At 42.5% G+C, this 25,864-nt stretch carries 22 protein-coding genes; 15 read left to right on the forward strand and 7 right to left on the reverse strand.

Going from position 1 to position 25,864, the window contains the following annotated elements:
* Positions 1 to 201 precede the first annotated feature (201 nt).
* The 5 genes from FN961_RS21240 to FN961_RS21260 all read left to right on the forward strand — a co-directional run bounded on the left by FN961_RS21240 (position 202) and on the right by FN961_RS21260 (position 5,577).
* Positions 202 to 1,512 (forward strand): amidohydrolase, encoded by a 1,311-nt coding sequence (locus tag FN961_RS21240; protein ID WP_144042195.1) that lies wholly within the window; start codon positions 202 to 204, stop codon positions 1,510 to 1,512.
* Between the two features lie 57 nt (positions 1,513 to 1,569).
* Positions 1,570 to 2,901, forward strand: a complete 1,332-nt coding sequence (locus tag FN961_RS21245) for a M16 family metallopeptidase (RefSeq protein ID WP_144042175.1) — start codon at positions 1,570 to 1,572, stop codon at positions 2,899 to 2,901.
* The gene (locus FN961_RS21250; RefSeq protein ID WP_144042176.1) at positions 2,898 to 4,343 is read left to right on the forward strand and encodes a M16 family metallopeptidase; all 1,446 of its coding nucleotides are present in this window, start codon (positions 2,898 to 2,900) and stop codon (positions 4,341 to 4,343) included. Before FN961_RS21245 ends, FN961_RS21250 begins: the two co-directional genes overlap by 4 nt.
* A gap of 162 nt (positions 4,344 to 4,505) precedes the next feature.
* Positions 4,506 to 5,084 (forward strand): hypothetical protein, encoded by a 579-nt coding sequence (locus FN961_RS21255; protein ID WP_229814767.1) that lies wholly within the window; start codon positions 4,506 to 4,508, stop codon positions 5,082 to 5,084.
* Positions 5,065 to 5,577, forward strand: a complete 513-nt coding sequence (locus tag FN961_RS21260) for a hypothetical protein (protein ID WP_144042177.1) — start codon at positions 5,065 to 5,067, stop codon at positions 5,575 to 5,577. Before FN961_RS21255 ends, FN961_RS21260 begins: the two co-directional genes overlap by 20 nt.
* A 16-nt stretch (positions 5,578 to 5,593) precedes the next feature.
* Here FN961_RS21260 and trmL read toward each other — a convergent pair whose 3' ends face one another.
* Positions 5,594 to 6,058: a tRNA (uridine(34)/cytosine(34)/5-carboxymethylaminomethyluridine(34)-2'-O)-methyltransferase TrmL gene (gene trmL / locus FN961_RS21265; protein ID WP_144042178.1), complete on the reverse strand. Its 465-nt coding sequence runs from the start codon at positions 6,056 to 6,058 to the stop codon at positions 5,594 to 5,596.
* 166 nt (positions 6,059 to 6,224) lie between these two features.
* Here trmL and FN961_RS21270 point away from each other — a divergent pair, with 166 nt between their 5' ends.
* Entirely contained in the window at positions 6,225 to 7,175 is a 951-nt protein-coding gene (locus tag FN961_RS21270; protein WP_144042179.1) for a LysR family transcriptional regulator, read from the forward strand.
* Between the two features lie 1,027 nt (positions 7,176 to 8,202).
* Entirely contained in the window at positions 8,203 to 8,805 is a 603-nt protein-coding gene (locus FN961_RS21275; RefSeq protein ID WP_144042180.1) for a hypothetical protein, read from the forward strand.
* 353 nt (positions 8,806 to 9,158) lie between these two features.
* On the opposite strand, the gene FN961_RS21280 is transcribed toward FN961_RS21275, so the two are convergent.
* Positions 9,159 to 10,037 carry a YjjW family glycine radical enzyme activase gene (locus tag FN961_RS21280; protein ID WP_144042181.1) on the reverse strand — a complete coding sequence of 293 codons (879 nt, stop codon included), beginning with the start codon at positions 10,035 to 10,037 and terminating at the stop codon, positions 9,159 to 9,161.
* Positions 10,027 to 11,580 (reverse strand): YjjI family glycine radical enzyme, encoded by a 1,554-nt coding sequence (locus tag FN961_RS21285; RefSeq protein WP_144042182.1) that lies wholly within the window; start codon positions 11,578 to 11,580, stop codon positions 10,027 to 10,029. The genes FN961_RS21280 and FN961_RS21285 overlap by 11 nt, the downstream gene beginning before the upstream one ends.
* A 269-nt stretch (positions 11,581 to 11,849) precedes the next feature.
* Between FN961_RS21285 and acuI the strand changes: the two genes are divergently transcribed.
* Together acuI and FN961_RS21295 are read left to right on the forward strand one after the other, a co-directional pair.
* Positions 11,850 to 12,830: an acrylyl-CoA reductase (NADPH) gene (acuI, locus tag FN961_RS21290; RefSeq protein ID WP_144042183.1), complete on the forward strand. Its 981-nt coding sequence runs from the start codon at positions 11,850 to 11,852 to the stop codon at positions 12,828 to 12,830.
* A gap of 299 nt (positions 12,831 to 13,129) precedes the next feature.
* On the forward strand, positions 13,130 to 15,130 hold the full coding sequence (locus FN961_RS21295; RefSeq protein WP_144042184.1) for a hypothetical protein: 2,001 nt from the start codon (positions 13,130 to 13,132) through the stop codon (positions 15,128 to 15,130).
* A gap of 283 nt (positions 15,131 to 15,413) precedes the next feature.
* Here the strand turns inward: FN961_RS21295 and FN961_RS21300 are convergent, their stop codons facing one another.
* Entirely contained in the window at positions 15,414 to 16,334 is a 921-nt protein-coding gene (locus tag FN961_RS21300; RefSeq protein WP_144042197.1) for a LysR family transcriptional regulator, read from the reverse strand.
* Positions 16,335 to 16,621: 287 nt separating this feature from the next.
* Here FN961_RS21300 and ardA point away from each other — a divergent pair, with 287 nt between their 5' ends.
* From ardA to dddY, 3 genes are all read left to right on the forward strand, one after another.
* The gene (gene ardA / locus FN961_RS21305; RefSeq protein ID WP_144042185.1) at positions 16,622 to 18,139 is read left to right on the forward strand and encodes an acrylate reductase flavoprotein subunit ArdA; all 1,518 of its coding nucleotides are present in this window, start codon (positions 16,622 to 16,624) and stop codon (positions 18,137 to 18,139) included.
* Positions 18,140 to 18,167: 28 nt separating this feature from the next.
* The gene (gene ardB, locus FN961_RS21310) at positions 18,168 to 18,521 is read left to right on the forward strand and encodes an acrylate reductase cytochrome subunit ArdB (RefSeq protein ID WP_144042186.1); all 354 of its coding nucleotides are present in this window, start codon (positions 18,168 to 18,170) and stop codon (positions 18,519 to 18,521) included.
* Between the two features lie 153 nt (positions 18,522 to 18,674).
* Complete coding sequence (dddY, locus tag FN961_RS21315) at positions 18,675 to 19,919, forward strand: dimethylsulfoniopropionate lyase DddY (protein WP_144042187.1); 1,245 nt, start codon at positions 18,675 to 18,677, stop codon at positions 19,917 to 19,919.
* Positions 19,920 to 20,007: 88 nt separating this feature from the next.
* Here dddY and FN961_RS21320 read toward each other — a convergent pair whose 3' ends face one another.
* Complete coding sequence (locus FN961_RS21320) at positions 20,008 to 20,904, reverse strand: LysR family transcriptional regulator (RefSeq protein ID WP_144042188.1); 897 nt, start codon at positions 20,902 to 20,904, stop codon at positions 20,008 to 20,010.
* 120 nt (positions 20,905 to 21,024) lie between these two features.
* Here FN961_RS21320 and FN961_RS21325 point away from each other — a divergent pair, with 120 nt between their 5' ends.
* Positions 21,025 to 21,678: a TetR/AcrR family transcriptional regulator gene (locus FN961_RS21325; RefSeq protein WP_144042189.1), complete on the forward strand. Its 654-nt coding sequence runs from the start codon at positions 21,025 to 21,027 to the stop codon at positions 21,676 to 21,678.
* A 23-nt stretch (positions 21,679 to 21,701) separates the two neighbouring features.
* On the opposite strand, the gene FN961_RS21330 is transcribed toward FN961_RS21325, so the two are convergent.
* Positions 21,702 to 23,072: an ATP-binding protein gene (locus FN961_RS21330; RefSeq protein WP_144042190.1), complete on the reverse strand. Its 1,371-nt coding sequence runs from the start codon at positions 23,070 to 23,072 to the stop codon at positions 21,702 to 21,704.
* Positions 23,072 to 23,755: a response regulator gene (locus tag FN961_RS21335; protein ID WP_144042191.1), complete on the reverse strand. Its 684-nt coding sequence runs from the start codon at positions 23,753 to 23,755 to the stop codon at positions 23,072 to 23,074. Before FN961_RS21335 ends, FN961_RS21330 begins: the two co-directional genes overlap by 1 nt.
* 232 nt (positions 23,756 to 23,987) lie before the next feature.
* On the opposite strand from FN961_RS21335, the gene FN961_RS21340 reads away from it, so the two are divergent.
* Together FN961_RS21340 and fieF are read left to right on the forward strand one after the other, a co-directional pair.
* Positions 23,988 to 24,485, forward strand: a complete 498-nt coding sequence (locus FN961_RS21340) for a Spy/CpxP family protein refolding chaperone (RefSeq protein ID WP_144042192.1) — start codon at positions 23,988 to 23,990, stop codon at positions 24,483 to 24,485.
* Between the two features lie 89 nt (positions 24,486 to 24,574).
* Complete coding sequence (fieF, locus tag FN961_RS21345; RefSeq protein ID WP_144042193.1) at positions 24,575 to 25,444, forward strand: cation efflux pump FieF; 870 nt, start codon at positions 24,575 to 24,577, stop codon at positions 25,442 to 25,444.
* Positions 25,445 to 25,864: the final 420 nt, after the last annotated feature.

The following is a 25,864-nucleotide window of genomic DNA, read 5'->3' on the forward strand; positions in this document are numbered from 1 at the left end:
ACACTAATCCTCAAGATCTTTACTGACAGTAAAAACTGTCAGTACTTACTTACAAACTTATCTCTTCCTTACCCTTGATTTTATTTCCAATATGCCATCTGATAGAGTTTGAATTTTAATCTGTACTTGTTTTAACCCTTTATTCTGTAGGGTTAGAAAGTTAACAATTCAACAATAATAACAATCATAGGGATGAAAATGATGAACAGATCATACATGGTCAAGGCATCTAAGTGGGTATTGGCAGGGGTTATCGCCTCCTCAAGTTCTTTTATGGCTCAAGCGGGATCGACCATTGACGTTAAACAACTATCACTAGGTGTTGAACCGAGTGTCATTGAATGGCGCCGAGATCTGCATCAGCACCCAGAGTTATCTAATCGAGAATTTCGAACCAGCAAAGTGATCAAACAACATCTAGAGTCTTTAGGCTTAGAAGTCAGAGCGGGTATTGCGCATACCGGTGTTGTTGCGATTTTAAAGGGAGGCATGCCGGGTCCCTTGATTGCGCTTCGTGCGGATATGGATGGTTTGCCGGTGACAGAAGAGGTGGATCTGCCTTTTGCATCTAAAGCGACAGACACCTATAGAGGGCAAGAGGTTGGTGTGATGCACGCCTGCGGTCACGACACACACGTCGCGATATTGATGGGGGTTGCCCAGAATTTGGTAAAAGTGAAAGATCAGTTAAAGGGAGATGTCATGTTTATCTTCCAGCCAGCAGAAGAAGGTGCGCCAGCTGGCGAAGAGGGAGGGGCTGAACTCATGCTGAAAGAGGGACTTTTTGCTGACAGGAAGCCAGAAAAGATATTCGGACTGCACGTTACCTCAAGTATGCCAACAGGCATGATAGGTTTACGAGCGGGGCCAGCAATGGCTAGTGAGGACTCATTTACCATCAAAGTCAGCGGTAAGCAGACTCATGGTTCTCGTCCTTGGAATGGGGTCGATCCTATTGTCGCGTCAGCGCAGATTATCAACGGAGTTCAGACCATCATCAGCCGTCAGGTTGATGTAACCGCAGCACCAGCCGTGGTGAGTTTTGGTGCGATAAATGGTGGTATACGCTCGAACATTATTCCTGATGAAGTGAAGCTTATTGGCACAATACGTACCTTCGATCAGGATATGCGCGCAGACATTAAGTTAAGACTTGCTAACACGGCAACCATGATTGCACAAAGCATGGGCGCTACTGCTACGACGCTGATAGATCAGGGCTATCCAGTTACTGTGAATGATGTGCAGCTGGTGGCTGAGATGAAACCTGTATTAGCTGATATCGTCGGCGAACAGATGCTGATTGAACCTGGACTTATCACTGGAGCGGAAGATTTTTCCTATTATGCGCTGGAAACACCGGGTTTGTTTTTCTTTTTAGGTGTGACTCCAGCAGGAATCGATCATAAAACGGCTGCGAGTAACCACTCACCTCGCTTCTATGTCGATGAAAGCGCATTGGTGGTTGGGGTAGAGGCATTGACACAACTTGCGGTGACGTCATTGAAGTAAGTATTTGGACGATTTAGTATTTTATTGAAAGTATTGATTAAAGTTAGGGAGAGACTGATGTTCAGTAGATTAACTGGGCTGGTGATGGCAACAGGGCTAATTTTTGCCTCAACTGCCGTACAGGCCACTGAAGCGAAAGATATATCCAGCTTTACGCTAGATAATGGAATGAAAATAATGGTGTTGGAAGACGCTTCAATTCCAAACGCGAATATGTACCTATTCTGGAAGGTGGGATCCCGTAACGAAGTGCCGGGTATCACCGGTATTTCACACTTCTTTGAGCATATGATGTTTAACGGATCGGCTAAATATGGTCCCAAGATGTTTGATCGCACCATGGAAGCCGCAGGTGGGGCAAATAACGCGTATACCACTGAAAATTTAACGGTATATACAGATTGGTTCCCCTCGAATGCCATCGAAACTATTTTCGATCTTGAGGCCGATCGCATCGCGAGTTTAGATATCGATGCCAAAATGGTGGAAAGTGAGCGTGGTGTTGTTGCATCAGAGCGTACCACTGGATTGGAAAACTCAAACTGGAGAACGCTGCAAGAAGAGATAAAAGGTGCCGCATTTAGGGCGTATCCTTATAGCTGGTCTGTTATTGGTCATGAGTCTGACATTGAAGCTTGGAGCTTGGATGACTTGGTTCAATATCATAAAACCTACTACGCTCCAAACAATGCGGTTGTGATTATTGCTGGTGATGTAAAGCTGGCGGAAGTGAAAGCGTTGGCCGATAAATACTTTGCCCCAATTCCTGCGCAAGTACCGCCCAAAGCGATTAAAACTGTAGAGCCTTTACAAAAAGGAGAGCGCCGCGTCTTTGTGCAAAAAGCCTCGGTGAGCACGCCGAATGTGATGTTGGCTTATCATGTGCCTGCTACATCTCATGCAGATTATTACGCACTGGATCTTCTCGCTACTATTTTAGCGACAGGCAATAGTTCGCGTCTTTATCAATCACTGGTCGAGAAACAACTCGCTCTAGGAGTTGAAGCGTATTTGCCAATGACGCTAGATCCTAATCTCTTCTATGTGATGGGAGTGGCAAACCCAGGGGTGACAGCCAAGGAGCTGGAACTCAACTTGATTACTGAGATAAATAACATTGCCCGTGTCGGAGTCACCGAAGAGGAGCTTGAGAAAGTACAGAATATTAAGTTGATGAACTTCTATCGTTCGATGGAAACGATTAACGGCAAGGCCAATACCATCGGTACTTATGAGCTCTACTTTGGTAGTTTCGATAAGCTCTTTAATGCGCCAGAGGCTTACAACAAGGTGACGCCTGCTGATATTCAGCGAGTCGCACAAACTTACTTACGCCGTGCCAACCGTACCGTTGCCGTTTTAGCCGCCACAGAGGAAGCTGATGAATGAACACATTAACTCATCTATCTAATCGTTCAAATAAGCTGATGGCTGCCATGGCCTTAGGTAGCGTGCTGATGTTGTCAGCTTGTGCGAATACGCCTCCAAGTCAAGTGGTCGAAACGGGGAGCTTTAGTGTTCCAGCCTATGAGCAGTATGTGCTTGATAATGGCTTAACCCTTTATTTTATGCCGCAAAAAGAGGTGCCATTAATTACCGTCAACGCCGTTGTAAGGGCGGGTGCGATTAATGATACGACTGCCGGTGTGGCAAGCATGACGGCACAAAGTTTGTTACTGGGAGCGAAAGGAAAAAGTAAAACTGAGATTGAGCTTATGGTTGATTTCTTAGGCGCTGCTATCAATGCCGATGCAGGTAAAGAGGGCAGCTATCTTGAAGCGGATTTTATGGCTAAAGACAGCGATATTATGCTGCCATTAGTGCAAAGTCTGCTGTTGTCTCCCGATTTTGATAAGGAGGAGTTTGATAAACTTCGCCAGCGTCAAATAGCAGGTCTATCTCAGGCTAAAGAGAGCCCACGTTCAGTGATTAGCCGTTATTTTGATAAGTTGATATTTGGTGAGCATCCCTACGGCAATACCAGTTCTGGTAATAGTCGCTCATTAGCAGAACTTGAGATTTCTCAATTAAGGGCTTTTCATAAGAGTTACTATCAGCCATCTAATACTGCAATTACCTTGGTGGGGGACTTCGACGTGCCTCAAATGAAGGCTAAATTGGAGCAGTTGTTTGGTGAGTGGAAAAATGTTGAGCCGATAGCTAAGGCGGATCTTACGTCAGCGAAATCCAAGTTAACCACGAGTAAGGTGTTGTTAGTCGATAAAAGCGATGCCATAGAAACAACGTTTCTTATCGGAGGCAAAGGCGTTGCCAGAGACAACCCTGATTATGTTGGCTTACAGGTCATTAATACCATCTTAGGAGGCCGATTTACCTCATGGTTAAATGATGAACTAAGGGTGAATGCGGGTCTGACCTATGGTGCTCGTTCTGGGTTTATCGCTTACTCAGAAGGTGGCGTATTTAGGATCAGCACGTTTACCAAATCGGAAACGACCAAGGAGACCATAGAGCTGGCTCTAGCAACCTACGCTAGATTGTGGGAGGTCGGTATTGATCAAACGACATTAGATTCGGCCAAAGCTTATGTAAAAGGTCAGTTTCCACCTAAGTATGAAACCAGTGGTCAGTTAGCAGGTTTACTTTCCGACATGTATTTATATGGTTTTGATGATCGTTTTATCAATGACTTTCAATCAAATGTTGATGGTTTGTCTTTAGCGGAAACGAAAAGATTAATTCGTGACTACTTTCCTCAACAAAATCTACAGTTTGTCTTGATTGGCAATGCGGAAAAAATCGCTGAAGTGGCCAGCGAATATGGCGAAGTGACTCAGGTTGATATACAAGCCATAGGCTTCGGAGGTTAACCCTTGTTTGTTCAGTCTACCGGCTGCAAATAAGCTTGTTAGAGACTTGGAAATTGTAATGATTACAAGTCTCTTTATTTTCAAATTTTATTCCCTTTCGCATCTTAGGTCTCCTTTCATTTTTGCTTTGCTGTTCTACACTTTATGCAAAGGGATGTGAGATTGGAGATTGGTGTGGTGACTAAGAGTTCAGAGGGAACGTTTGAGAACACGAATGGTTCCGACGTGGATGATACCGTTGATTGGTGTCATGTCCGAGAAAGTATAAAGGTAATAATATTAGCCATGGCGCAGATAGAGCTGTCATTAACTGATGGTGAGCACAATGTCACCAGTCTGGGGGCACTGTTTACCGATATGGCAGAGCACTTAGGTGAGGTGAATGATTTCCTGTCTACGCAGAGCAATACCCCTGTTCTAGTTATGGCACATAGTACCATTCTGGTCGATAAAGTGAACGAGGGAGTGGTTGCTTTTCAGTTCTATGATCGTATTTCGCAGCGTCTACAACATGTGATCATGGGTTTGGCTTTGATGGAAGAAGTGCTAAACAGTAAAGAGCGCAGAATATCGCCTGAAGCATGGCAGAAACTGCAAGATAGGATTCAGGATAGTTATTCACTTGACTGCGAAAGGAAAATGTTCGAGCTTCTACTGAAAGGTACGCCTGTTAGTGAAGTATTAGAGCAATATAAAGAAGAACATCAAAAAACCACAGAGGATGATATTGAACTGTTTTAAGTATGGGGTATTTTTTTGTCTATTTTTACCCATTACAACATGGGCCGAGAGAGCCAATTTTAGTGAGTTTTGCAGTGCGCTCGACGGTCAATGGCAGGGCAGTTCTGCTAAGTTAAAACAGAAACCGATACAAACTCATGTCAATGCAGTCTGTTCTGATGATAAGCGTCAGCTGATCTTAACGGTTAACCCCAGCGCAAAACATCCATTTAGTGAAACATGGTGGTTTAGAGTTCGAGGTGATTCTACCTTTTTGATCTATTTCGACGGTGTCGATGAAGATAAGGAGCAGGAGTTTAGCCTTTACGTTAATCAAGGCAGTTATTCGTTATTAGGTGAAGGCAAGTTGAACAGACGCCCAGCGCTTATTCAACTGAGGTTCGATGCTAAAGAATTTGGATGGCTTTGGCTGCAAAATATGCAGTATTTGGATGACGACAGTGATCGTTATCTTTTTTATCGAGGGATCGAGATGATCCCTGTTGCAAACTAGTGTTGCTGCCCCCTAATTATACTGCCCCTTCGAATCCTATTTGTCTCCAAGCTTCATAACTAATAATCGCAACCGCATTGGACAAGTTTAAACTGCGGCTTGATGGTGTCATGGGAATTTTAAGACGTTGGCTGGTTGGTAAAGACTCGATAATCTCAATAGGTAATCCACGGGTTTCAGGCCCAAAGAGCAATACATCTTCTTTCTCAAAACTCAGTTCCGTGTGCGGTCGACTGCCTTTGGTAGTACAAGCCATAATGCGCTTGCCTTCCATCGCTTCAAGAAAAGCCTCGAAATTTTTATGGTGAGTGACATTGGCCAAATCAGCATAGTCTAACCCTGCACGGCGCAGTTTCTTATCTTCTAAATCGAAACCTAATGGCTCAATCAAATGCAGTTTGCAGCCGTTATTAGCGATTAATCGGATGATATTACCGGTATTCGGAGCGATTTCGGGTTCGTAAAGCGCGATATGAAACATGCTGGCCTGCCTAAATAATAAAGAGCCGTGATTATACGGTAAAAAATGAAGCAGCGGAAAACTTCAGTGAGGCGAGTCGTGATTATGGGGCTTAGTAATATACCGCATCGATGTTTACGTCTATATTCCAGTTGATGAATACAGCACCCGTTCAAAGGAAGTCTTAATGGATCTCGCTAAACTCTCTCGGATCAGCATGAAGCACCTGATCACTCTACATGTGATGTTAGATACCTTAAGTGTGACTGCAAGTGCTGAGCGTTTATGCCTGAGTCCATCTTCGGTGAGTAAAACCCTTGCCCAGTTAAGACTCAGTTTGAATGACGAGCTCTTTTACCGTCATGGCAACAAGCTGGTGGCCACACCTTTAGCCCGTCGTTTAGGACCGGGCGTGCACCAGATTATTAATGATATGAATCAAATCATCACCCAAGAAACTTTTAATCCAGCTCACTATGAGGGACGTTTCTCGCTAGCCATGCGTGAGAGTACCTTTGAACTATTGGCGGTAAAATTGAGCGCCCATGTCCTTAATTTAGCTCCCAATATTCGCTTAGATATCTGCTCTAAAGATACCGTAGGTTTCGATGGTTTAGTGAAGGGGGCGTTGGATTTCATTATATTGCCCCACGATTTAAGCCAGCCGCCTATTTCACGCAGTGAACTGGTATGGGAAACTTTGATTAACGATGAGATGGTTTGCTTGATGAATCCAGAACATCCATTAGCTACTCAAACACTAATGACCCTGGATAATTACTTAGATTATAGCCATATTGGTATTGCTGACGCTGATCTGAATACCCCATTTTTTGAGATGTTACTGGCTCAACAGGCCTACAATAGGGTGGTGCCTATATCAGTACCTGATTTTGGCTGTGCCGCCTTGATGTGTCATCACAGTGAGCTTTTGTTTACCTGTTCTCGCCGTTGGGCTGAATCAGCACTTCAGGCGCGAGGGTTAGTGACTAAAGCGTTACCACTTGATTATGGCGAAGTGGCCTATAGCCTTGTGTGGCACAGGCAGAGTATGAATGATCCCGCCCACCGGTGGTTGTATGAGCAGATAGTAGCGTTTACCACACAAGAATTTAGCAGCCTTCGAATGAAGGTTTAATTTACATTTATTGATGAATATCCGATTGTATTGTTATTTGATGGTGTCTTAGAAAGTCTTACTCACATTGCAGTTTATTGCCTCCAGCAGGGTAATGTGTCGTTTATTCAGTTAGACCTTGTAGTGAATAACTTTTATATATGTGACTTTAATGCTTATAAGTAGCGTTAACGATTTAAAGGTCCTGTTTTAACAGCATTTAAACGTAAAAAAATAAAAGTTTGACGTGGGTCACATTATTTTGATAGTGTGAAGTTAGCAGTTTAGGTCGGGGTTTTCATTGATATAACGAAGACTCAATCAACTGGGAGTTCGACATTAGCCCGCTACGCTGGCTGAGCCGGATTCGACAGTGCTGAGGCATTGCTATTAGAAGCTTCGACCGGGCTACTTTTCAATCCGACTTATGTAGAACACTATCGGATACAACTAAAGGCCCTTACAGGTAACTTTAGTAAGCCTAACAAATCTATATTTGTGTTAGGCAGCAAAACAAAAAAGCATCCCACAGGGATGCTTTTTTTTGCTTAAATTTCGGACTCAAATTTAGTTAAGTTGCACTTGAGGGCAGAGTTAAACTTCGTTTGATAAAGGTCATTGCCTTGCCACTTATCAGGCTGCGCCTGAACTCTATAGTTAGACTGTGCCTAACAACTAAAGTCGTGGGATTCCATCCCACACCCGGGCAAGGAGGACTGCTCGTCCTTATCCTCCTTGCATCCACCATGACGCCCCGACGAAGTTACATGCATTAGGTACGGGTCTCATGCTCCAACAAAAATCGCCTAACGACTCAGATGGGACATCCATGTCCCCCCGAGCCTGAACCATCATCCATGATGGCTCTACGGCATTTTTATCTGCGCATTTCGTCAACTTCGATGGGGAATGTGTGTCCCCTGTAAGTAGAATGTGGCCAATTAACACTTACTAATCAACAACTCTTATTAGGTTTTAAAAGGTAGTTGATTGATAATAAATATTCACCATTTAGCCAGTGTTTACATATTTTAAAGGTTGAGCATATTTGAAAATTATATTCTTTATGGGTGGTATCTTGATTGCAGTACTTTTTCTGCTGATAGGAGTTGCCATCGGAGTTTCATTTGATGACACAACTGAAGAGTTCTTAGCTTTGATACAAGCTATGTCTTCCGTTGGAGGCGTCATAATCACAGCGTGTACGATGCTTATTGCTCTATTTGCTCTCCATACATGGAAAAGTCAGTTTGATCACGCAGAGAAGTTTAAATCCATAGTTAATTTAGAAACTCAGTTAAGGTTGCTATATCAATCATTTGATGAATACTTAGATATCTACACGAAGGTAACTGTATACAACCATCAGAAGGATTATTTAGATTTACGCGCGAACTTTAACTTACAACTGGCGACATTTGATCGGTCAATGGACTTTTCTTTAAGTTTTTTGTCGTCACAAGAGCAAGATAAATTTAATCAATTATTTACAAAATCTAAAGATATATTTAATAGTGCAGTCGGGTTGGTTAATTCTAACCATAGCTGCGTAGACTCTACTGAATTTGAAAATTTAATAGTCGAAAAAGACAAAAAAATTACACAAAGCTACATATGTTTTAAGAATCTATTAAGAAGTGTGCGAAAATAATTAGATTCTTGTGTTCGGTTAAAAACACAGCCGCCTCGGTTTTGTGTTTTTCTAACCTAGTGTAGATGCGGCCGTGACCGTCTATGACATGGACGTCATGGCCGAGCTTCCATGGATGGACTTGCAGCGTGTCACGGCAGTGTCTCCACATACGCCGGCTGCAAGCCATTGGAACCACAGATGCAGGAAGCTGATTCCCTGTATCAAATGACTAGGAGACTAAAGGTTACATCGCTTTAGATATAACTAGCGGTGAATTCTCGCATATGAACCTACACATAAGATGTGGAATATTATGACTCACTTACCGAGTACTCATTTCCGATGAAATCTGACGAGGCTTAGATCCAAGCCTACAAATAAACATTGGGTAACACCAGGTTAGTCACACCACGTTCAGTTAGCCGTGCCGCTAACTCAAGCATCTGTGCTTCACTGCAAGTGCCCCATTGGCGGGCTTCGCCTGTGACACCGTGATGTTGAAAGGCGTTGAGTTTGATTCGAACGCTGTTAGGTAACTGCTTAAGATAGGTTGCGACGGCCTCTATCTCAGAATCGAAGTCGCTGATATTGGGGATATGTAATAAGCGCACTTCATATAACTTTGCGTGTTGTGATAACAGTTCGAGTGATTGAAACACTCTGTGATGGTCGCGGCCGGTAATATATCTGTGTGTTTCTTCCTGCCACGCTTTTAGATCGATCATCGCACCATCGAGAACAGGAAGTAACTTGTGCCAGCCACTGATGCTTAAGCTGCCATTGGTGTCGATCATACAAGTAAGGTGACTTAACGCTTCAGTGGATTTAATCGCTTTAAACAGTTCGATAATAAAGGGCAGCTGCAAACTTGCTTCGCCGCCGCTGACTGTGATGCCGTTGATAAAGTGGCGTTGATGGTGAATCAGCGTGACTAGAGAGTCGATACCGTATTGACGTGTCTTTGGGCTAGATTGCTTAGGACATACCGATAAACATATATCGCATTGAGTACAAAGGTCGCTATCCCAATTTATTCGCGAGATACCTTTTGTCGTCACTAACGTCAGTGCCTGTGTAGGGCAAGTGGAAATGCAGTCACCACAATGATCACACCAATTGATGGTATGAGGATTGTGGCAGTTCTTGCAGTTATAATTGCACCCTTGCAGGAAGATAACGAGCCTGCTTCCAGGCCCGTCAACACAAGAAAAAGGCAATATCTGACTGACGGTTGCCAGTTTATTCTGCATAGTTAGGCGATAACTCTTGTGCAGCGACTCTCGGTTTTCGGTTCAAAATACCCGTCACTTCAGCTGCCTCTGCGCCTAGCCCTGTGGTATTGGTTCGGGAGCCTTGCTGTTTAAAGGTTGCGATATCAGAAAGCTTGATCATGTAACCCGTGACTCGAACCAGATCATTGGATGCAACGTTAGCGGTAAACTCTCTAAATCCTAAACTTAATGCACCTTTGCAGAGCTGGAACATGGCTTGTGAATTGTATTTCACGGTTTCATCAATGGTGAGAATGTCACTGATCCCTGAGGTGTAGTATTGATGATGTTCGGCTAACGCTTGAATATGGGCTATTGGGTTGGGCTCTGTTCCGTAAGGAATACGAACGCCGGGAGTGACATCTTTATCTATGCTAATGCCGCCTTGTGAGTGCAACAGGGCGCGGCCATGGTAGCCGTAGGTGACTGGCGTTGACTTAACTATGGTATCCAGCGCTTTAGAGATGCGGTGCCCGAGTTGGTTTGCTGTTTGATTATGACCATAGTGTTTACTTGGTTTCTCAAGATCATTTTCAGTTAATTCGGGATTGTTCTGCAGGATATTAACTGCTTCAGCCATACCGTAAATGCCGAACATCGGGGCGAAACGGGACTCTTCGATTAAGCCCTCTTTGACTAAAAAGCTATTGAAAAAATTTGACTCTTCATGGAGGAACTTAGCCCGGGTTTCTATTAATTCGTAAGTTAACTGACAGTAGTGAGGCAAAGTATTGGCAAAGAAATCTTCAACATTCAGTGCCTTTAATGCTACTTCCTTGAGGTTGAGGCGGACTAAAGTGTTCGCGCCTCCTGCTAAAGGGAGTGAGTTATAACAGCTGACAATCCCGAAGCCTTGGCCATCATAGGCTTTAGCGTGAATAGGGTAGTTGGCAATATGCGGTTTGCTGCATTCGCAGATGTTACTCGTAGCGATCTGTAATAGGTCATCAGGCGTAATGTCGGGGTCGTACATAAAGGTTAGGTTTGGCGCGATCTGTTTGAGCTCAGCATCAATTCGTAAAATAGTACGGCAGATAATGTTATCGCTCGGGCCAATATTCACATGCATAAAGGCATCGGGAAGGGTGCGATCTAACATTATCCAGAAGAGCTTGAGCTTACGGTAAATGCTTTCAGCGTCAACGCCATCAGTGTAAGGCATTAAGATGTCATCTAATTGTCCTAGATAAACAGGAATACTTGTGACCGATGGGACATGGTGGTAGATAATCGTTAACGCATTAAGGGCTTCATCTAAATTGGTGGCTTGTGTCAGCTCTAAATATTGAGAACCCTGCTGCAGGTATTTGGCGTAATCTGGCAGTACATATCGAGGTTTAAAAGGTGCGTGGCCTTCAAACATATCACAGATAATCCCCGCTTCTTTTGCTTGGTTGATCTCTTTAGATATGGGCAGATAAGGTAAGCTGGCTTCCGCGGCTAACGCTAAATAGTTAGATTTTTGTTTTGGTGATAAATTAGGGTCGCTTATGATCTTAACTAGGTTATCTTGAAAAGCCATCGGGGTAATATCCATCTATTTAGTATGGTTAATATTTTATTCGCTAATCAGTACTCCCATAAAGTGAAAAGCCGTTAAGCATTCTTTTCGAAAAGAGAAATCCGTAGAGTGAAATCGCACTTTTGGTCGAATTGAGTGTTAGGGGGAAGTGGGATAATGTTATAGAGCACTAATATGCAGTGGGTACATTAACTCAATGCAAATAATGCACTTCAGTCATGACTTGTGTTCCATTATCATGTCACTTCATCATTTTAGAGAGGTTCACCATGTTCAACGCACTTATATTAACTCAAGAGGGTAAATCTACCCTGGCAAATGTTGGTCAGCTTCAGGTATCAGATCTGCCAGAAGGTGAAGTGCTGGTGGACGTTTCATGTTCATCACTGAACTACAAAGATGGTTTAGCGGTGACAGGAATAGGGCGTATCATTCGTAATTTCCCTATGGTGCCGGGCATCGATTTTGCGGGTGTTGTTATTGAATCTTCTGATCTTCGTTATAAAGCGGGCGATCGAGTGATTCTAACTGGCTGGGGAGTGGGTGAAAACCATTGGGGCGGCATGGCTCAAAAAGCACGTGTTAACGCAGATTGGTTAGTGCCGATGCCAGAAGCTTGTGATGCCGAAAAGGCGATGATGATTGGCACTGCAGGCTTAACAGCTATGCTTTGTGTGCAAGCACTTCAGGAAGCAAATATTCAACCTGAGTCAGGTGATATTTTGGTCACAGGTGCCAGTGGTGGCGTGGGTTCAGTAGCAGTTACCTTGTTGGCACAACTTGGTTATAAAGTCGTTGCTAGTACTGGTCGAGCTGAAGAAAACAGTGAACTACTTCGCTCACTGGGCGCTGCAGAAGTCATTGAGCGTAGCGAGCTAGAGCAAGATACTAGGCCGCTAGAAAAGCAACGTTGGGCAGGTGTCGTTGATACTGTAGGTAATAAAGTCCTGGCAACGGCGTTAGCTCAGATGAACTACGGCGGCGCAGCTGCAATATGTGGTCTTGCTGGTGGGTTTGCACTGCCAACAACCGTGATGCCATTTATTCTTCGTGGCGTACGCTTACTGGGGGTTGATTCTGTCTCTTGCCCATTTGAAAAGCGTCAAGCAGCTTGGAAACAAGTACTGGAATTATTGCCTGAAAGCTATTATCAAGCAGCTGGACAAACGATCACTCTAGATCAAGTTCCTGAATATGCAGATAAGATAGTGAAAGGCCAAGTGACAGGCCGAGTACTCGTAAAGCTGTAATATGTAGAAAGTATAGGGAGACAAAACCTCCCTATACCGAGTTTTAATTCACTTCTTTAATTCGTTTAGCTGAATGATTTATCTAATTTATAACAATGATTTAGTTTAATGTTCTTTTTAGTCTTCTTCATCCCTTTCATAGTTGTTATTTCCTTTTTTGTTTGTTAAGTTTTTGTTGCTTATTGGCTGTTTGTTTGACGATTGGGTTTAAGGAAAACACTCCAATCTCAATTTCCCAATGGCTCATTCATCAACGAATTGAATGAACTCATCACTATAAGAATAAAAGGAATTATTTAATGTCTAATCGTATTAAATTAGCGTTAGCTGTTTCAGCTGCGCTCTCAATGTCTGGCTGTCTTGAAGTTGAAGATAATAATAATAACGATGATGTTGTTGCAGCTTTAGAAGCACAAAACCAACTACTGCAAGATCAGAATACCACTAATGCTTTACCAATCACTTTATCGGGCACCTTGAAAGGCGCGACAGACGATGTTGACCTGTCTGATGCTCAGGTATCAATTAAGTTTTCTGGTGAATGGTCAATTCCCGTACCTATATCAGATACAGAAATTTTACTGGAGAAGCAGCCTGCATATAGTGACTTCACGTTAAAAGTAGGCAGTCCTTCAGAAGCTTTTGTTGCAATGACATATAAGTCTTTAACGAGATTATCAGGTCAAGGGCAAGTGGTTAATCAGGCTCTGGGTGAACTTATCGTTGGAAAACCTAAAGAGAAAGTACTGACTCTACTTCAGACTGGAGAGAATACTTTTGTTGAAGATCTCTCTGTATACCCTCTTTATGAAGTAAGTAACAATCAGGGATATGATGCTTATAGATTGGTACTTCAGCAGCCAGATGATTTAGCAAGTTTCACAAAGGAAACTGGTGAATATAAACTCACATTGGCTGAAGGGATCCCAACAGAAATTCATGCGAAACTTGACGTTGATAGTGATGGTGTTAATGACTTTGAATTAGAGCTTGACCAGAACGGTACAGCATCTCAATTATTGAGTGCAAGTAAGGTTTGGGCAGAAGATACCCTCTATCTCAAAGAGATCAACCAGCTAAATGAATACAGTTTACGATTAACCGTATTAGACGATCAGGGGGAAGTGTTAGAGGGCGCGCGCGTATCTTCAGGAAACAATGATAATGGAAATGCGTATTTTGATTATGATTCTGCCACAGGCCAATATGTATTAGATGCTGCTTATCGTGGTTACCTTAGTGTTGAAATTCCGAGCTTTAAGGTTGGCGATCTTAATTATACGAGTGCTGATGTGAATATTTATGAAACAGAGTTTGAACAGCAATACACTGTTTCTATTTCTGGCTCTCAATATCGAGACTTTAAAACGGAAGTGGTAGAGGGCGAGCTGAATTTAGCGGTGAATTTATCAACATTTAGTTACCAATCTCCATCAATAGAAGTTCTTTCCAATAATGTTAAAGATACGACCCTCGAGCTATTTTACTCTGCGCCAGTTGCATTAGTTGAAGAAAGTAATAAGCAGACAAGTGTTGAACTTTTAGCTAATGATTTTGTGACTATCATCCCAGGTAACACTCAGAATGATGAGGGGATTACTCCAGGCACAACTTATGTATCTATAGAGCAAGTGGCTGTAGATACCAGTGTTGAACTAACATTTAACGGTACTAAATTAACCGCTTCTCCAGTCAGTGAACTCGTTGATGGAGAATATCAGTACCGTGTGGGTAAGTTAGTCAATGTGATTGCTGATAAAGAGGAAAATGTTAATAGTGATGATTCTGAAGCGTTTAATGTATCCAAGGCTGCATTTAATGTGAATGATGTTGTGCTGGATAATAGAAACCACACAACTAATGGTGCTTTAATTGTTGCAAAAAACACCGCTGATGTAGCAGTAAATTGTGGATGGTGCGGAAATTCAAATAATGTAGTGCTTTACACACCCACTTCAATTAATAACCTAAATGAACTGACCTTTACATTAACGTCATACATTGAAAATGGAGTCGCTCAAGACTACCAAAGGGAAATTAGAGTGGTGGCTGATGGTCAGCCATATTATGCAAATAAGACATTTTTGTTGAAAGCTGCTCAAAATGAAAGCCTTAGTTATAATTATTATTATCCTCAAGTTGGGACCAGTTTGGATTCTGGCTATCGATATTCAAACTACACATATATCTACCTTGCTGATGATATGGTGGGCAGTGAAAACAGAGTTACTTTTGATTATACCTATACGACAAAAGACGGAGATACTCAAACAGGAACTGTTACTTATAAAGTCCGGTAATCCATTGTTTTGAATATATCGTTAAACAGAGCCCTGCTAATTAGCGAGGCTTTTTGTATAAGGATATACTTATCCCCGAACACCATGGATGGTGTAGGAGGGGGGTTGTATAAGGACCTATCTATCAAAGATATCCTCGAACACCATGGCCATAAATGTTCCTTATATTTAATGGCATTCCCTCCTTGACCCACAGGGATGTGGGGAATGCCATTAAAGATATCTGGAGTATCTTTGGTCCTTGGAGGTCAGGTTGTGTAGGAGGGGGTTGTGTCTGGAATACTTATTCAGCCTTAAGTAATCTACGTATTGATTGGCGGACCTCTCCTCTTAACCACTGCTGTGCTTTATCTAATTCAGCCCTTGAATGCCAAAACAGGTTGTAATTTAACGGCGGAATATCAAAAGGGAGTGGTTTGACTCTTAATCTATGCTTGGAGGCGGCAAGCTCTGCCATGCCAGCAGGCAGGGTGATAATGGCCGGGTGAAATTGTAATAATGCCAAGGCGCTATCTAAATGTGGGGTACGTAATAGCTCATTTCTTGGCGGGTAACTGATAATTGCTGCATCAAGTAAGGCTTTTACTCCGTCGCTGATGGCAATGGTTGCATGGGGAAAATGCAGGTAATCCTTCAAGGTTAATGTTTGGTTGGCAAGTGGATGCGTTGAAGACAACAGGCAGCTAACGCCGACTTTTCCCAGAAACTCTTGGTTCAATTGTTGAGTTTGTCCAATGGCACGACAGATAGCCATATCAGCGCCTTGAACACTCAGTTGTGATTGCAGTTCTCTATGCTGTACCGGAATGATCTCTAATTTGATATTTGGTGCTTTGGAATAGATGTCAGGCAGAATGAAAGGGATCAGAGCTTGCATCGCATAATCGGTCACAGCAACAGTAAAGTGTTGATGGCACTCGCTGGGAACGAAAGCTCTCGGGCTGAGCATTTCGATGAGCTGCCCCGTGGGTTGTTGCAGTTGCTGGTAGCAGTCTAGTGCGAATTGTGTCGGCACTAATTTTTGGCCAACGCGGGAAAATAGCGGGTCATCAAGCATTTCTCGAAGGCGGGATAAAATGCGACTCGTGGCTGACTGGCTTAGGTGTAAGCGTTTCGCTGCCTGAGTGACACTACACTCTTCAACTAAAATTTGCAGTGCGATAAGCAAGCTTAAATCCTGCCGATAGATATCTTCTAGTTCCATATCCAGTAGGTCATTCTTTTGAACGTTCAATGGGCACAGCTTAACAGCCATGTCTTAAGAGCGCTTGTTTTCCTTTGCACCTATACCGATTGGTTTAAGTCTGGATCGAATTTTGGAACTCATTCCTTTCTGCTACTGAGGTTGTGAAGTTTGATAATTTTAGACTTAACTTCAATTTATGAAATCTAATCATTTTCAATAAACACAACTGGCGTTGCATTCCCATTTTGGAAGTCATTCCAACTCTATAATTTCTCCGTCAATTAAAATAATAAGGGTGATGACCGGTGAGTACAAATAATCTGCTTGGACGCCGTAATTTCATAAAAGGAATAGGAGCTGCAAGTATCGCAATAGCAGCGCCAGCGATGGCAATTTCTGAAAAAACGGACGGAGTTGAATGGGACAAAGAAGTTGAAATTCTAATTGTCGGTTCAGGTTTTGCGGGACTCGCGGCTGCGATTGAAGCTACGCGTCAAGGCGCAAAAGATGTGCATATTTTTGAGAAAATGTCTTACTACGGCGGCAATTCAGCCATTAATGGTGGTTTGTTTGCAGCCCCGCAGACACCGATGCAGAAAAAAGAAGGCATAAAAGATTCTGTCGATACTATGGTTCAGGATCAGGTTAATGCTGGTCGTGGTATTGCTGATGTCGCTTTGCTAGATCATATTGCTAAGCATGCAATGGAAGCATTACAGATGACACTGGATGTCGGAGCTGAGTATCACCCTTACTTACAGCAGTTAGGTGGACATTCTGTTGCTCGTACTTACCAAACTACAGTGAGCTGCGGCGCGGGTATCACTCAGCCATTGCTTGAAGAGTGCCGTAAAATTGGGGTGCACACTCATAATCGCACCAAATTTGAAGGTTTTATTCTTGGTCAAAATGATGAAGTTATTGGCGTAAAAATGCATGATAATTATTATTTTGGTGAAGATCAACCTGGTAAAACGTCCAACATTCGTGTGAAGCGCGGCGTTATTATGGCGACGGGAGGTTTTGCACAAAACATCGATTTGCGTATGTCACAAGATCCTACTTTAACAGCGGAAGTTGGTTGTACTAATGCCCCCGGTGCAACAGGTGAAGGTATGTATCAGATGTTCCGTCTTGGTGCTGTTCCAGTTCATTTAGCCCATATTCAGTCTGGTCCTTGGGCGTCGCCCGATGAAGGCGGTTTCGGTTATGTGTCTAACTATTCAATCTATAATTTTCCGCATTCAATCGCAATTAACCGTTTAACGGGTCAACGTTTCATGAACGAAATCGCTGATCGTAAAACTCGCGCAGATGCTGAATTGAATTGTCGTGATGCCAAGGGCGATGCACTGCCACCTATTTTGATCACAAGCTACAAAGATTCGAAAAAACACCCGAACACCAAGAAAGTGATTAAGTACAACGTAGGTTGGAAGTTTGATTCAATTGAAGATTTAGCTAAGCACTTTGAGGTGCCATTGACACCGCTTAAGCAGCAAATTGGAGAGTATAACGAATACGTTAAGACTCAAAATGATCCTCAGTTTGGTAAGAACATGACGGAAGCTAAAGGCAAGTTCATTGAGGCGCCATTTACAGTGGTTCGCCTATGGCCAAAAGTGCATTACTGCCAAGGTGGTGTGCAGATTAATACCAAAGCAGAGGTTAAGGATAGCCTTACTGGTAAGTCAATTAAAGGCTTGTACGCCGCTGGTGAAGTGACTGGTGGTATTCATGGTGTGAGTCGCTTAGGTAGTTGCTCAATTCCAGAATGTATGGTGATGGGGATGACTGCTGCCCGCAGCATCATGAAAGCCTAAATCTGCCAGTTAAAATGAGGAATGAGTAATGAGTAAATTAAAAGCTGTTTTAGCATTAGCATTGGGTTGCTTGTTAACGCTATCTGCTCAGGCAATTGAGCAACGTGACTATCATAAAGAAGTGATTGGTAAAGATTGTAAGGCGTGTCATGACAATGGCATTAAGCAATTTCCTTCAGATCAAGCTTGTTTGCAATGTCATGATGTTGATGATTTAGCTGAGCAAAGTGCACGAAGCGAAGAGGATAAATGGCAGAACCCACACAACAACTTACACTACGGTAAAGAGTTACCTTGCGTAGAGTGTCATGGTGAGCATGTGGCTAAGAAGCCTATCTGTAGCAATTGTCATACGTTCAAATATGATAAACATCAGGAATAGTCATCTATTTGTTAATGGATAACTCCACTTTTTTTCCAATTTTTGTCGCAATCTATTTACTCAAATAGATTGCGCACTTTCCAATAATTAAATTCTTCGCTATTAAGCTTCCCGAAACGTGCTGGTTATTTATTGATGAACAGTGGAGATGGTATGAATAGAAAAATTATATTTGGTTTTTTGTTTTGTTCTAATAGCGTTATAGCAACAGGTATTCCTGACTTTCTTGATCCTAAAGATATCCAAGGGGCTGAATTCGAATGTTTAGGTGCAGAACCTAAATACAGTGTGAATGAGCAAAAATATATCGATGTTCTATGGGATGAAACCTTAACTTATCTAAGAGGCTTTGCAATTGCATTGACCAATGATAATGGTAGTGAATGTTTGAATTCAGATGTCGCTCTGGTTGATTCCACTCAAGGTGGTCAAAAAATATGTGTGATGGAACAGCGTGATATGCAATTGATGGTAAAAAATATCCATCAAGTACTTAACAATGCTGATGAAGCTAAAAAATGTTTTGGATCCCGCAAAGAGATTAATTGGAACTATAGTCCAGGAGGTAAGTTAACTGAGATCTCTCCCGTTGCTAAATGGATTGATCGTACAACTTTTAAAGAGTTTTTTGATAAAAAAGTGGTCGATAAAGAAGTTCAACAGTTCGGTTATAGCTTCACTGAAAACTTCTACAAAATGGTGACAGGTAACGAAATTAAGATGCCAGCGGTATTCCCTTATGACATCAGTGCTAACTCTTTGCCAAATCTTTGGGCATCTGCAGGTTGGTTTCCAATGTACGCAGAAGAAAGTAAGCGTAATGACAAAAACTTTAGCAATATTCGTGGTGGTTATGCCTATGCTGAAGTTTTCGGCCACTGGGGTTTACTTCGTATTGATCAAATCAATGGTGAGAAAGTCGGTGCAGAAGTAGGAATGACAGTGCAAATTGTTGATACTTTATATCCATTTCATAATCATGCGATTTCTGAGATGTATTACAACATGCGCATACCTGCATGCATTAATCAGTTTCAAACGATGGCAATTCGCGAAAACTCTCCATTAGTTAAAACCATTAAAGAAGATAATAAGATGCGGCGTGTTCAGTTCGACGCTGGTCAACTTAATGTAGACGCGATGTGGTTATCTGGCAGTGCAGAACAAGATCCTCTGATCTATTTCCACCCAAATACGATACACGGATTTGAAATCGACGGTAGTTGTGAAGCTAAACCGCAAGAGCGTGCCATTGTATCTGTTTGGGCCCGTAGTAATGCACACGATACGCGTAATGACTATGGCACGACTTTATTGTGTGAATCGGCAAATAACCTAGGTATCCCAGCAAAAAAAGGGGAAGTTATTCAATGTGATTTAACCAAAGTTAAGTGGTAATCATTAGATAAGTGCTGGTAGTTGGGGGGCAGGACTATCCTAACTACCCGCCCCCTAGAATTTGTAAACTTATTTAATCGTATGCCAATTAATGAGATTCACTTTCGAGATCAATGAAAGCGTTAGGCAATACAGCCAGCTCTGCAACGTTGGCTTTCATTAAGGTTATTAACTGTAATGTGGCGTCGGTTTGCGTCTCAGGATTCAAATATAAAGACTCGTTAAACACCGGTAACTGCGGTAAGCCATGTTCATTGGGATCAAGTATCTGCATTTTATCGTTAATACGAAACTCGGCAATGGGAGCGATAGCTAAGTCATTTTCAACTGCCATGCAAAGTGCTTGAGGTGATGGCGTTGATAGCAGTACATTAATGGGTCTCATCGATAATTGATGATTAACAAAAACCTGCGCACGTATGGGGCAATTTTCTGGGTAAAGAGCCATAGGGATCGTGTCACGTAAATGAGCGCTACCATGTTTAGCGGCTACCCAGTGAAAATGGCGCTCAAACAAAAGTTCACCATTGGTTGGGGGTTGCCAATGGGTCGCAACAATAAGATCAAACTCCCCCTTCTGGAGACGTTTATACAAATTGCCGCTGACATCTGTGTCTATGACCAGTTCAATGCAGGTGAATTCACGAATAAACTCAATCAAACAACTGCTTAGGTATCTTGAAATATAGTCTGTTGGTACCCCAAGTCGTATTATTTTACGATTTTGACATACCTTTAGTTCATCAATCGCTTGAGAGCTAAGTTGCATCATCTTATAGGCATAGTTTAGAAGCGTCCTGCCTGAATCAGTTAACGTGACTCCTTTATTGTCTCTCAAGAGTAAAGACTGACCCACAATCTCTTCTAGCTTTTTAATTTGCAAGCTGACTGCAGATTGAGTTCGATATAGTCTCTCGGCAGCCTTGGAAAGGTTGCCACATTCGACAATGGCAATAAAGCTCTCTAACAGTTCTATTTTTAACATCGACTATTACGTTTATTCATAGTGGTATCATTATTACTCAATACCCCCTTGCTTGATAACTTGATACTTTATGAATGTGAAGTTGAATTAAATTTATGTTTAAAGTGTGAAGAGGTCGATATGAGTAGTTGGGAGCAGCGAGGATGTTATTTGACAGAGGTTGCTGAACGCTGTTTACGTGGGCATAAGAGTTTTGATTTATGCCGTTCACACCTGGTTAATGCCAGTCAGATATCGAAAGGCACCATTTATAATCACTTTCCGACAGAAGCGGATCTAGTGATGTCAGTTGCCACGGCTCATTTTCATAAAAGGCTTGCAAGAACAGTGGTTGATCAGATAGAGCACGTTGATCCGCTAATGCGCTTTTTAATGCATCACTGCTGGTGCTTAAGGGATGATTTGTTATACCAAAGATTCGTTATTGCTCGGGTGATACCTAATGTTGAGTTACAAGAGCAAGCTACTGCAGCTAATCTAGCTTCGTTCGAGTCTGTTTATAAGGCATATATGGATTGGAACAGGGAGCTCATCAAAGAAATAGGGCTGGTTCAGGGGTTTGATCGAGGGGAGTTGGTTGCAAATTACCTACGTGGTGCCCAGATTAATTGTGATGATGCGGGTAAGCGTTATGACGATGAAAACCTTTATTATCAGTTTAGTTACGCGTTAACTCACTTGATGGGACATTCTGATAAGCGCATTCCAGATCAAGTGAGTTTCGAGAAGTGGTTATACCGCCTTAGCGAGCTCGAAGTCGTTCAGGCGGCGTAATACTAATCCCATTATTGGTATAACTATATCGTGGGCAAGTTAATGGTTATTTTCAATCCGTGTGGTTGGATGTTTTCAGCTGAAATCTGTCCTTGATGAGCTAAGATAGCGGCTTCTGCGATAGCTAATCCTAAGCCCCACCCTCCAGACTCACGTTCTCTAGCACTTTGAGGGCGATAGAAAGGTTTGAAAATGGCCTTAAGATCTTTTTCATCCTCGATACCTGGGCCATCATCAATAATCTCAATCATCACTTTACTTTGAGCTTCAATAGTCTGAATAGACACACTAGAGTTTGAATAGCGGATCGCATTCCTCAGTAAATTTTCAATGGCTCTTGATAAAGGTCTAGGGTAAAGAGGCAGTTCTATCTCTTCGCTGATATCGATCAACAGTTTCTTTTGCTGTTGCTCCGCTTCGAACTCAGCATCATCTAAAACTTGACCTAATGTTTCAGCTAAGCCAAGGTGCCTTTTACTCTCATTAGCATTGAGTTTGACCTTAGATAACTCCAGCAGCTCTGCAATCATCTTTTCAAGCAGCTCAGCTTCATAGCCAATTCGACTTATCTCAGCTGACTCATGACCTTTTTTGCGAGACAGGGCGAGTGCGAGCTGTAAGCGTGTTAATGGCGTACGAAGTTCATGTGATATGTCGCTAATCAGCCTCTGTTGGCTGTTCACCATATTCTCAACAGAATCGGCCATGCTATTAAATGCTTGGGCTAGCTGGCCTATTTCATCTTTTCGATTGGTTGTTTCATCATCGACTCTGCAGGTTAAGTCGCCATTTGCCAGTGCATTAGCGCTAAGCTTCAAGGTGCGTAAAGGCCTACCAAGATGCCAGGCAAGCAGACCACAAAGTAGGCCTGACAAGGTTATGGCTAACCCTAAAGTGAGTAGTTTATTTTCTGCGAAGAAGAAGAACCAAGGTCTGGGGTGGTGATCGGCCAGTCTTCCAAAGAGTGAGTATTGTCTCCCCAATACATCAAAATTGTAGGGTCCGAAGAGTAACTCGTTTTTAAATTGATGGCTGATAGGTTGATCTACTTCATCTGCCATCAGCATAAAGCGCCGTAAGCCGCGAGAAACCTTGTCGGTGTTCATTACTCTGCCTTGATCGTCGACTAAATAGAGACGAACAGGTTTACCTTTAAAATTTCGACGATGGTTAAGACGCCTAAGGTTTTGCTGTTCAAGCAGCTTAGGTTCTTCACTAATACGGTTCGCTTGCCTTGAAAGTAGGTTTTCTAAATGCTGCGGCAGAGGTGCACGGTCGTGTTTCTGCTGCAATAAAGGCAGCAAACCCACCGCAGCTATAATGATAGAGCTACAAAGCCAAAACCCAAGTAGCAACTTGATGAATATGCGATTAGGAATTTTGTCAGGTGACATTATGGAAGCCAAATGTAGCCTTTTCCTCTGATGGTTTTGACTCGAGGGCGACCATCGGCACGTTCAGGTAACTTTTTGCGTAAATTAGAAAGATGCATATCTAAACTGCGGTCAAAAGGCATTAACTTCTTACCCAACACCTTTTCACTTAAGGTGTCTTTACTTATTAGCTCGCCGCCGTTTTGCAGCATCTCGAAGAGAAGCCCGAACTCTGTGCCAGTTAGTATTAGCAACACATCCTGACAGTAAACTTCTTGCCTGCTAGGGTCTAGTTTAATGTCGCCAAACTCATGGATGCTAGAGTGAGCCTCGTCAGCTTGTATATTGGTACGACGAATGATTGCTTTAATACGCGCAACGAGTTCCCTGTCATTAAAAGGTTTAGGCAGATAGTCATCGGCGCCGATTTCAAGACCAACGACACGATCAATTTCATCTCCTCTGGCTGTCAGCATTAGCACTGGGGTCTGTTTTTTGCTTCGTAATGCTTTTAAAACTTCAAATCCATTGAGTTTAGGTAGCATTACATCGAGCAAAATAAGATCGAATTTTTGTTCAAGGGCTAATGCTAAGCCTACCTCACCATCATGGGCTAACGTCAGCTTAAAACCTTCAAGCTCTAAAAGCTGACCGAGTAATTCGGACAGTCCTAAATCATCATCAATCAATAAAATATGGTTCATTCTTTCCCATTGCTCCCAAACTAGATACTAACGAGATGAGTATACCCTTTTAGATGTCAATTGTAGTTTATCAATGTAAGTCTACGTAAATGTCTGCTAGATAGTTAAAAACACAGAGCTACGCATATATTTACAGTGTTTTACGAAACTGGAACCCTGACTTACATTGGGCTCGCTACACTAGATTGTGAAAATTGCGAGAGCAGTTCCCCTATAAATTGATGAGGCTAGAATGATGAAAAAGAATACTTTCAAAGCAGGACTGCTTGCCATAGTGGCAAGTACAGCATTAATGACATCTACTGTGTATGCGGGTGGTGATCATGAGCATAAAGATAAATCGCATCATATGAAAAGCGAACGTACGGGGCATCATGGTGATATCCGTAAAATGTTTAGAGGCTTAAACCTTACAGACGGTCAAAAAACAGAGATAAAGGCACTAGTAAAAGAGCAAAGAGCATCGATGAAAGCTGAAGGTTCATCTAAAGAGGCGCGTAAACAGAATAAAGCAGAGTTTTTCGCGTTGATCAGCGCAGACAATTTTGATGAAGCTAAGGCACAAGAGTTCATTAATGCTAAGCAGCAAAGTCGTCAAGCAAAAGGGGTTGCTATGCTAAAAGTGCAAAATGACATTTATCAATTGCTAACACCTGAGCAGAAGGCAAAGTTTAAAGAGAAGTTTGAAAAAAGACGCAACAAGAAGGGTGAAGGTAAAGCTGCCCACTAAGGCTCGGCTTTTCTTAATGATTTAAGATACACTTAGGATCATCTTCTTCTCCTACTATTACAGTAAATATTTAGTAGTAATGTGATCCTATGACCCAAACTTCCCAATACGATTTCTGGGTCAAGTTAGCGAGCCGCGCTGCCGTGGCAACTGCCTTGACCCTTATCATTATAAAAATGGCTGCCTGGCTCTATTCTGGCTCTGCCAGTATGCTAGCTTCCTTGACTGACTCATTCGCTGATGGACTCGCGTCATTAGTTAACTTTGTTGCTATTCGCTATGCCATTGTTCCCGCTGATCATGACCATCGCTACGGTCACGGCAAAGCCGAACCTTTAGCTGCCTTAGCACAATCTGCATTTATTCTCGGTTCAGCTTTCTTACTCCTGTTCCATGGCGGTGATCGTTTAATTAATCCTGCACCAGTCAATCACGCGATGGTTGGTGTCTTGGTCTCTGTGATAGCAATAGTTCTTACTTTTGCACTCGTGCTTTTACAAAAGAAGGCGGTGGCGGCAACGTCAAGTACTGTGATCGAAGCCGATGCATTGCACTATAAGTCAGACTTATACCTTAATGCGGCAGTTCTTCTAGCACTTTTACTCGCCCAATATGGTTGGTGGTGGGCAGATGGACTGTTTGCCGTCTTGATTGCGCTTTTTATTGGACAACAAGCAATAGGATTAGGGCATCGCTCAATACAGTCATTATTGGATCGAGAGTTAGATAATGACACTCGTTTAAAAATTGTAGAATTAGCCCAAGAAGATCCCCTTGTTAGAGGTATACACGATCTTAGAACTCGCGAGTCAGGTAAGACGACCTTTATTCAATGTCATTTAGAACTTGATGGTTCCTTGAGTTTAAAAGAAGCCCATGCCATTGCCGACAGAACTGAAGCAAGGATCCGAGCAGCATTCGATGATGCTGAGGTGATCATCCACCAAGATCCCGTATAAAACGCATAAATATTCACCTTTTACTCATCTTTTGTGGATAACTCAGGGGGTAAGTGGTGGGTATGATGTGGCTAATAAAGACATCTCAAAAAATATGACTTTTTAGTCGAAAACCGCTTGCACTCTGGGCTGATATGCCTATAATCCGCAACCACTGACACGGCATCGCCAGTCAGGTAGGCAAATGAGATAATTTAAGTAAGATTTTAAATAGTTTTTATTATGCACAGCAAAGTAAATAACCATTTAAAAATATTTTAAAACACTTGACTCAACCTACTAGAAGCGTATAATCCGCTTCCTCAAGCCAACGACCTAGCGTCTAACGGCAGCATCTGAAAGATTGATGCTAACGCTCTTTAACAATTCAAAACAAGAAATCTGTGTGGACACTCACAGGTGTTGAGTTATTCGAAATTG

The sequence above is a fragment of the Shewanella hanedai genome (assembly GCF_007197645.1).
GTDB lineage: Bacteria > Pseudomonadota > Gammaproteobacteria > Enterobacterales > Shewanellaceae > Shewanella > Shewanella hanedai.

What these genes read in the sequence shown, in the direction of transcription:
- FN961_RS21330 (WP_144042190.1), bottom strand. Translation starts at nt 23,072, where the DNA reads ATGTCACCTGACAAAATTCCTAATCGCATATTCATCAAGTTGCTACTT.
- acuI (WP_144042183.1), top strand. Translation starts at nt 11,850, where the DNA reads ATGTTCAACGCACTTATATTAACTCAAGAGGGTAAATCTACCCTGGCA.
- FN961_RS21320 (WP_144042188.1), bottom strand. Translation starts at nt 20,904, where the DNA reads ATGTTAAAAATAGAACTGTTAGAGAGCTTTATTGCCATTGTCGAATGT.
- FN961_RS21295 (WP_144042184.1), top strand. Translation starts at nt 13,130, where the DNA reads ATGTCTAATCGTATTAAATTAGCGTTAGCTGTTTCAGCTGCGCTCTCA.
- dddY (WP_144042187.1), top strand. Translation starts at nt 18,675, where the DNA reads ATGAATAGAAAAATTATATTTGGTTTTTTGTTTTGTTCTAATAGCGTT.
- FN961_RS21300 (WP_144042197.1), bottom strand. Translation starts at nt 16,334, where the DNA reads ATGGAACTAGAAGATATCTATCGGCAGGATTTAAGCTTGCTTATCGCA.
- FN961_RS21260 (WP_144042177.1), top strand. Translation starts at nt 5,065, where the DNA reads ATGATATTGAACTGTTTTAAGTATGGGGTATTTTTTTGTCTATTTTTA.
- FN961_RS21335 (WP_144042191.1), bottom strand. Translation starts at nt 23,755, where the DNA reads ATGAACCATATTTTATTGATTGATGATGATTTAGGACTGTCCGAATTA.
- FN961_RS21340 (WP_144042192.1), top strand. Translation starts at nt 23,988, where the DNA reads ATGATGAAAAAGAATACTTTCAAAGCAGGACTGCTTGCCATAGTGGCA.
- FN961_RS21270 (WP_144042179.1), top strand. Translation starts at nt 6,225, where the DNA reads ATGGATCTCGCTAAACTCTCTCGGATCAGCATGAAGCACCTGATCACT.
- FN961_RS21280 (WP_144042181.1), bottom strand. Translation starts at nt 10,037, where the DNA reads ATGCAGAATAAACTGGCAACCGTCAGTCAGATATTGCCTTTTTCTTGT.
- FN961_RS21245 (WP_144042175.1), top strand. Translation starts at nt 1,570, where the DNA reads ATGTTCAGTAGATTAACTGGGCTGGTGATGGCAACAGGGCTAATTTTT.
- fieF (WP_144042193.1), top strand. Translation starts at nt 24,575, where the DNA reads ATGACCCAAACTTCCCAATACGATTTCTGGGTCAAGTTAGCGAGCCGC.
- FN961_RS21325 (WP_144042189.1), top strand. Translation starts at nt 21,025, where the DNA reads ATGAGTAGTTGGGAGCAGCGAGGATGTTATTTGACAGAGGTTGCTGAA.
- trmL (WP_144042178.1), bottom strand. Translation starts at nt 6,058, where the DNA reads ATGTTTCATATCGCGCTTTACGAACCCGAAATCGCTCCGAATACCGGT.
- ardB (WP_144042186.1), top strand. Translation starts at nt 18,168, where the DNA reads ATGAGTAAATTAAAAGCTGTTTTAGCATTAGCATTGGGTTGCTTGTTA.
- FN961_RS21285 (WP_144042182.1), bottom strand. Translation starts at nt 11,580, where the DNA reads ATGGCTTTTCAAGATAACCTAGTTAAGATCATAAGCGACCCTAATTTA.
- FN961_RS21240 (WP_144042195.1), top strand. Translation starts at nt 202, where the DNA reads ATGAACAGATCATACATGGTCAAGGCATCTAAGTGGGTATTGGCAGGG.
- FN961_RS21250 (WP_144042176.1), top strand. Translation starts at nt 2,898, where the DNA reads ATGAACACATTAACTCATCTATCTAATCGTTCAAATAAGCTGATGGCT.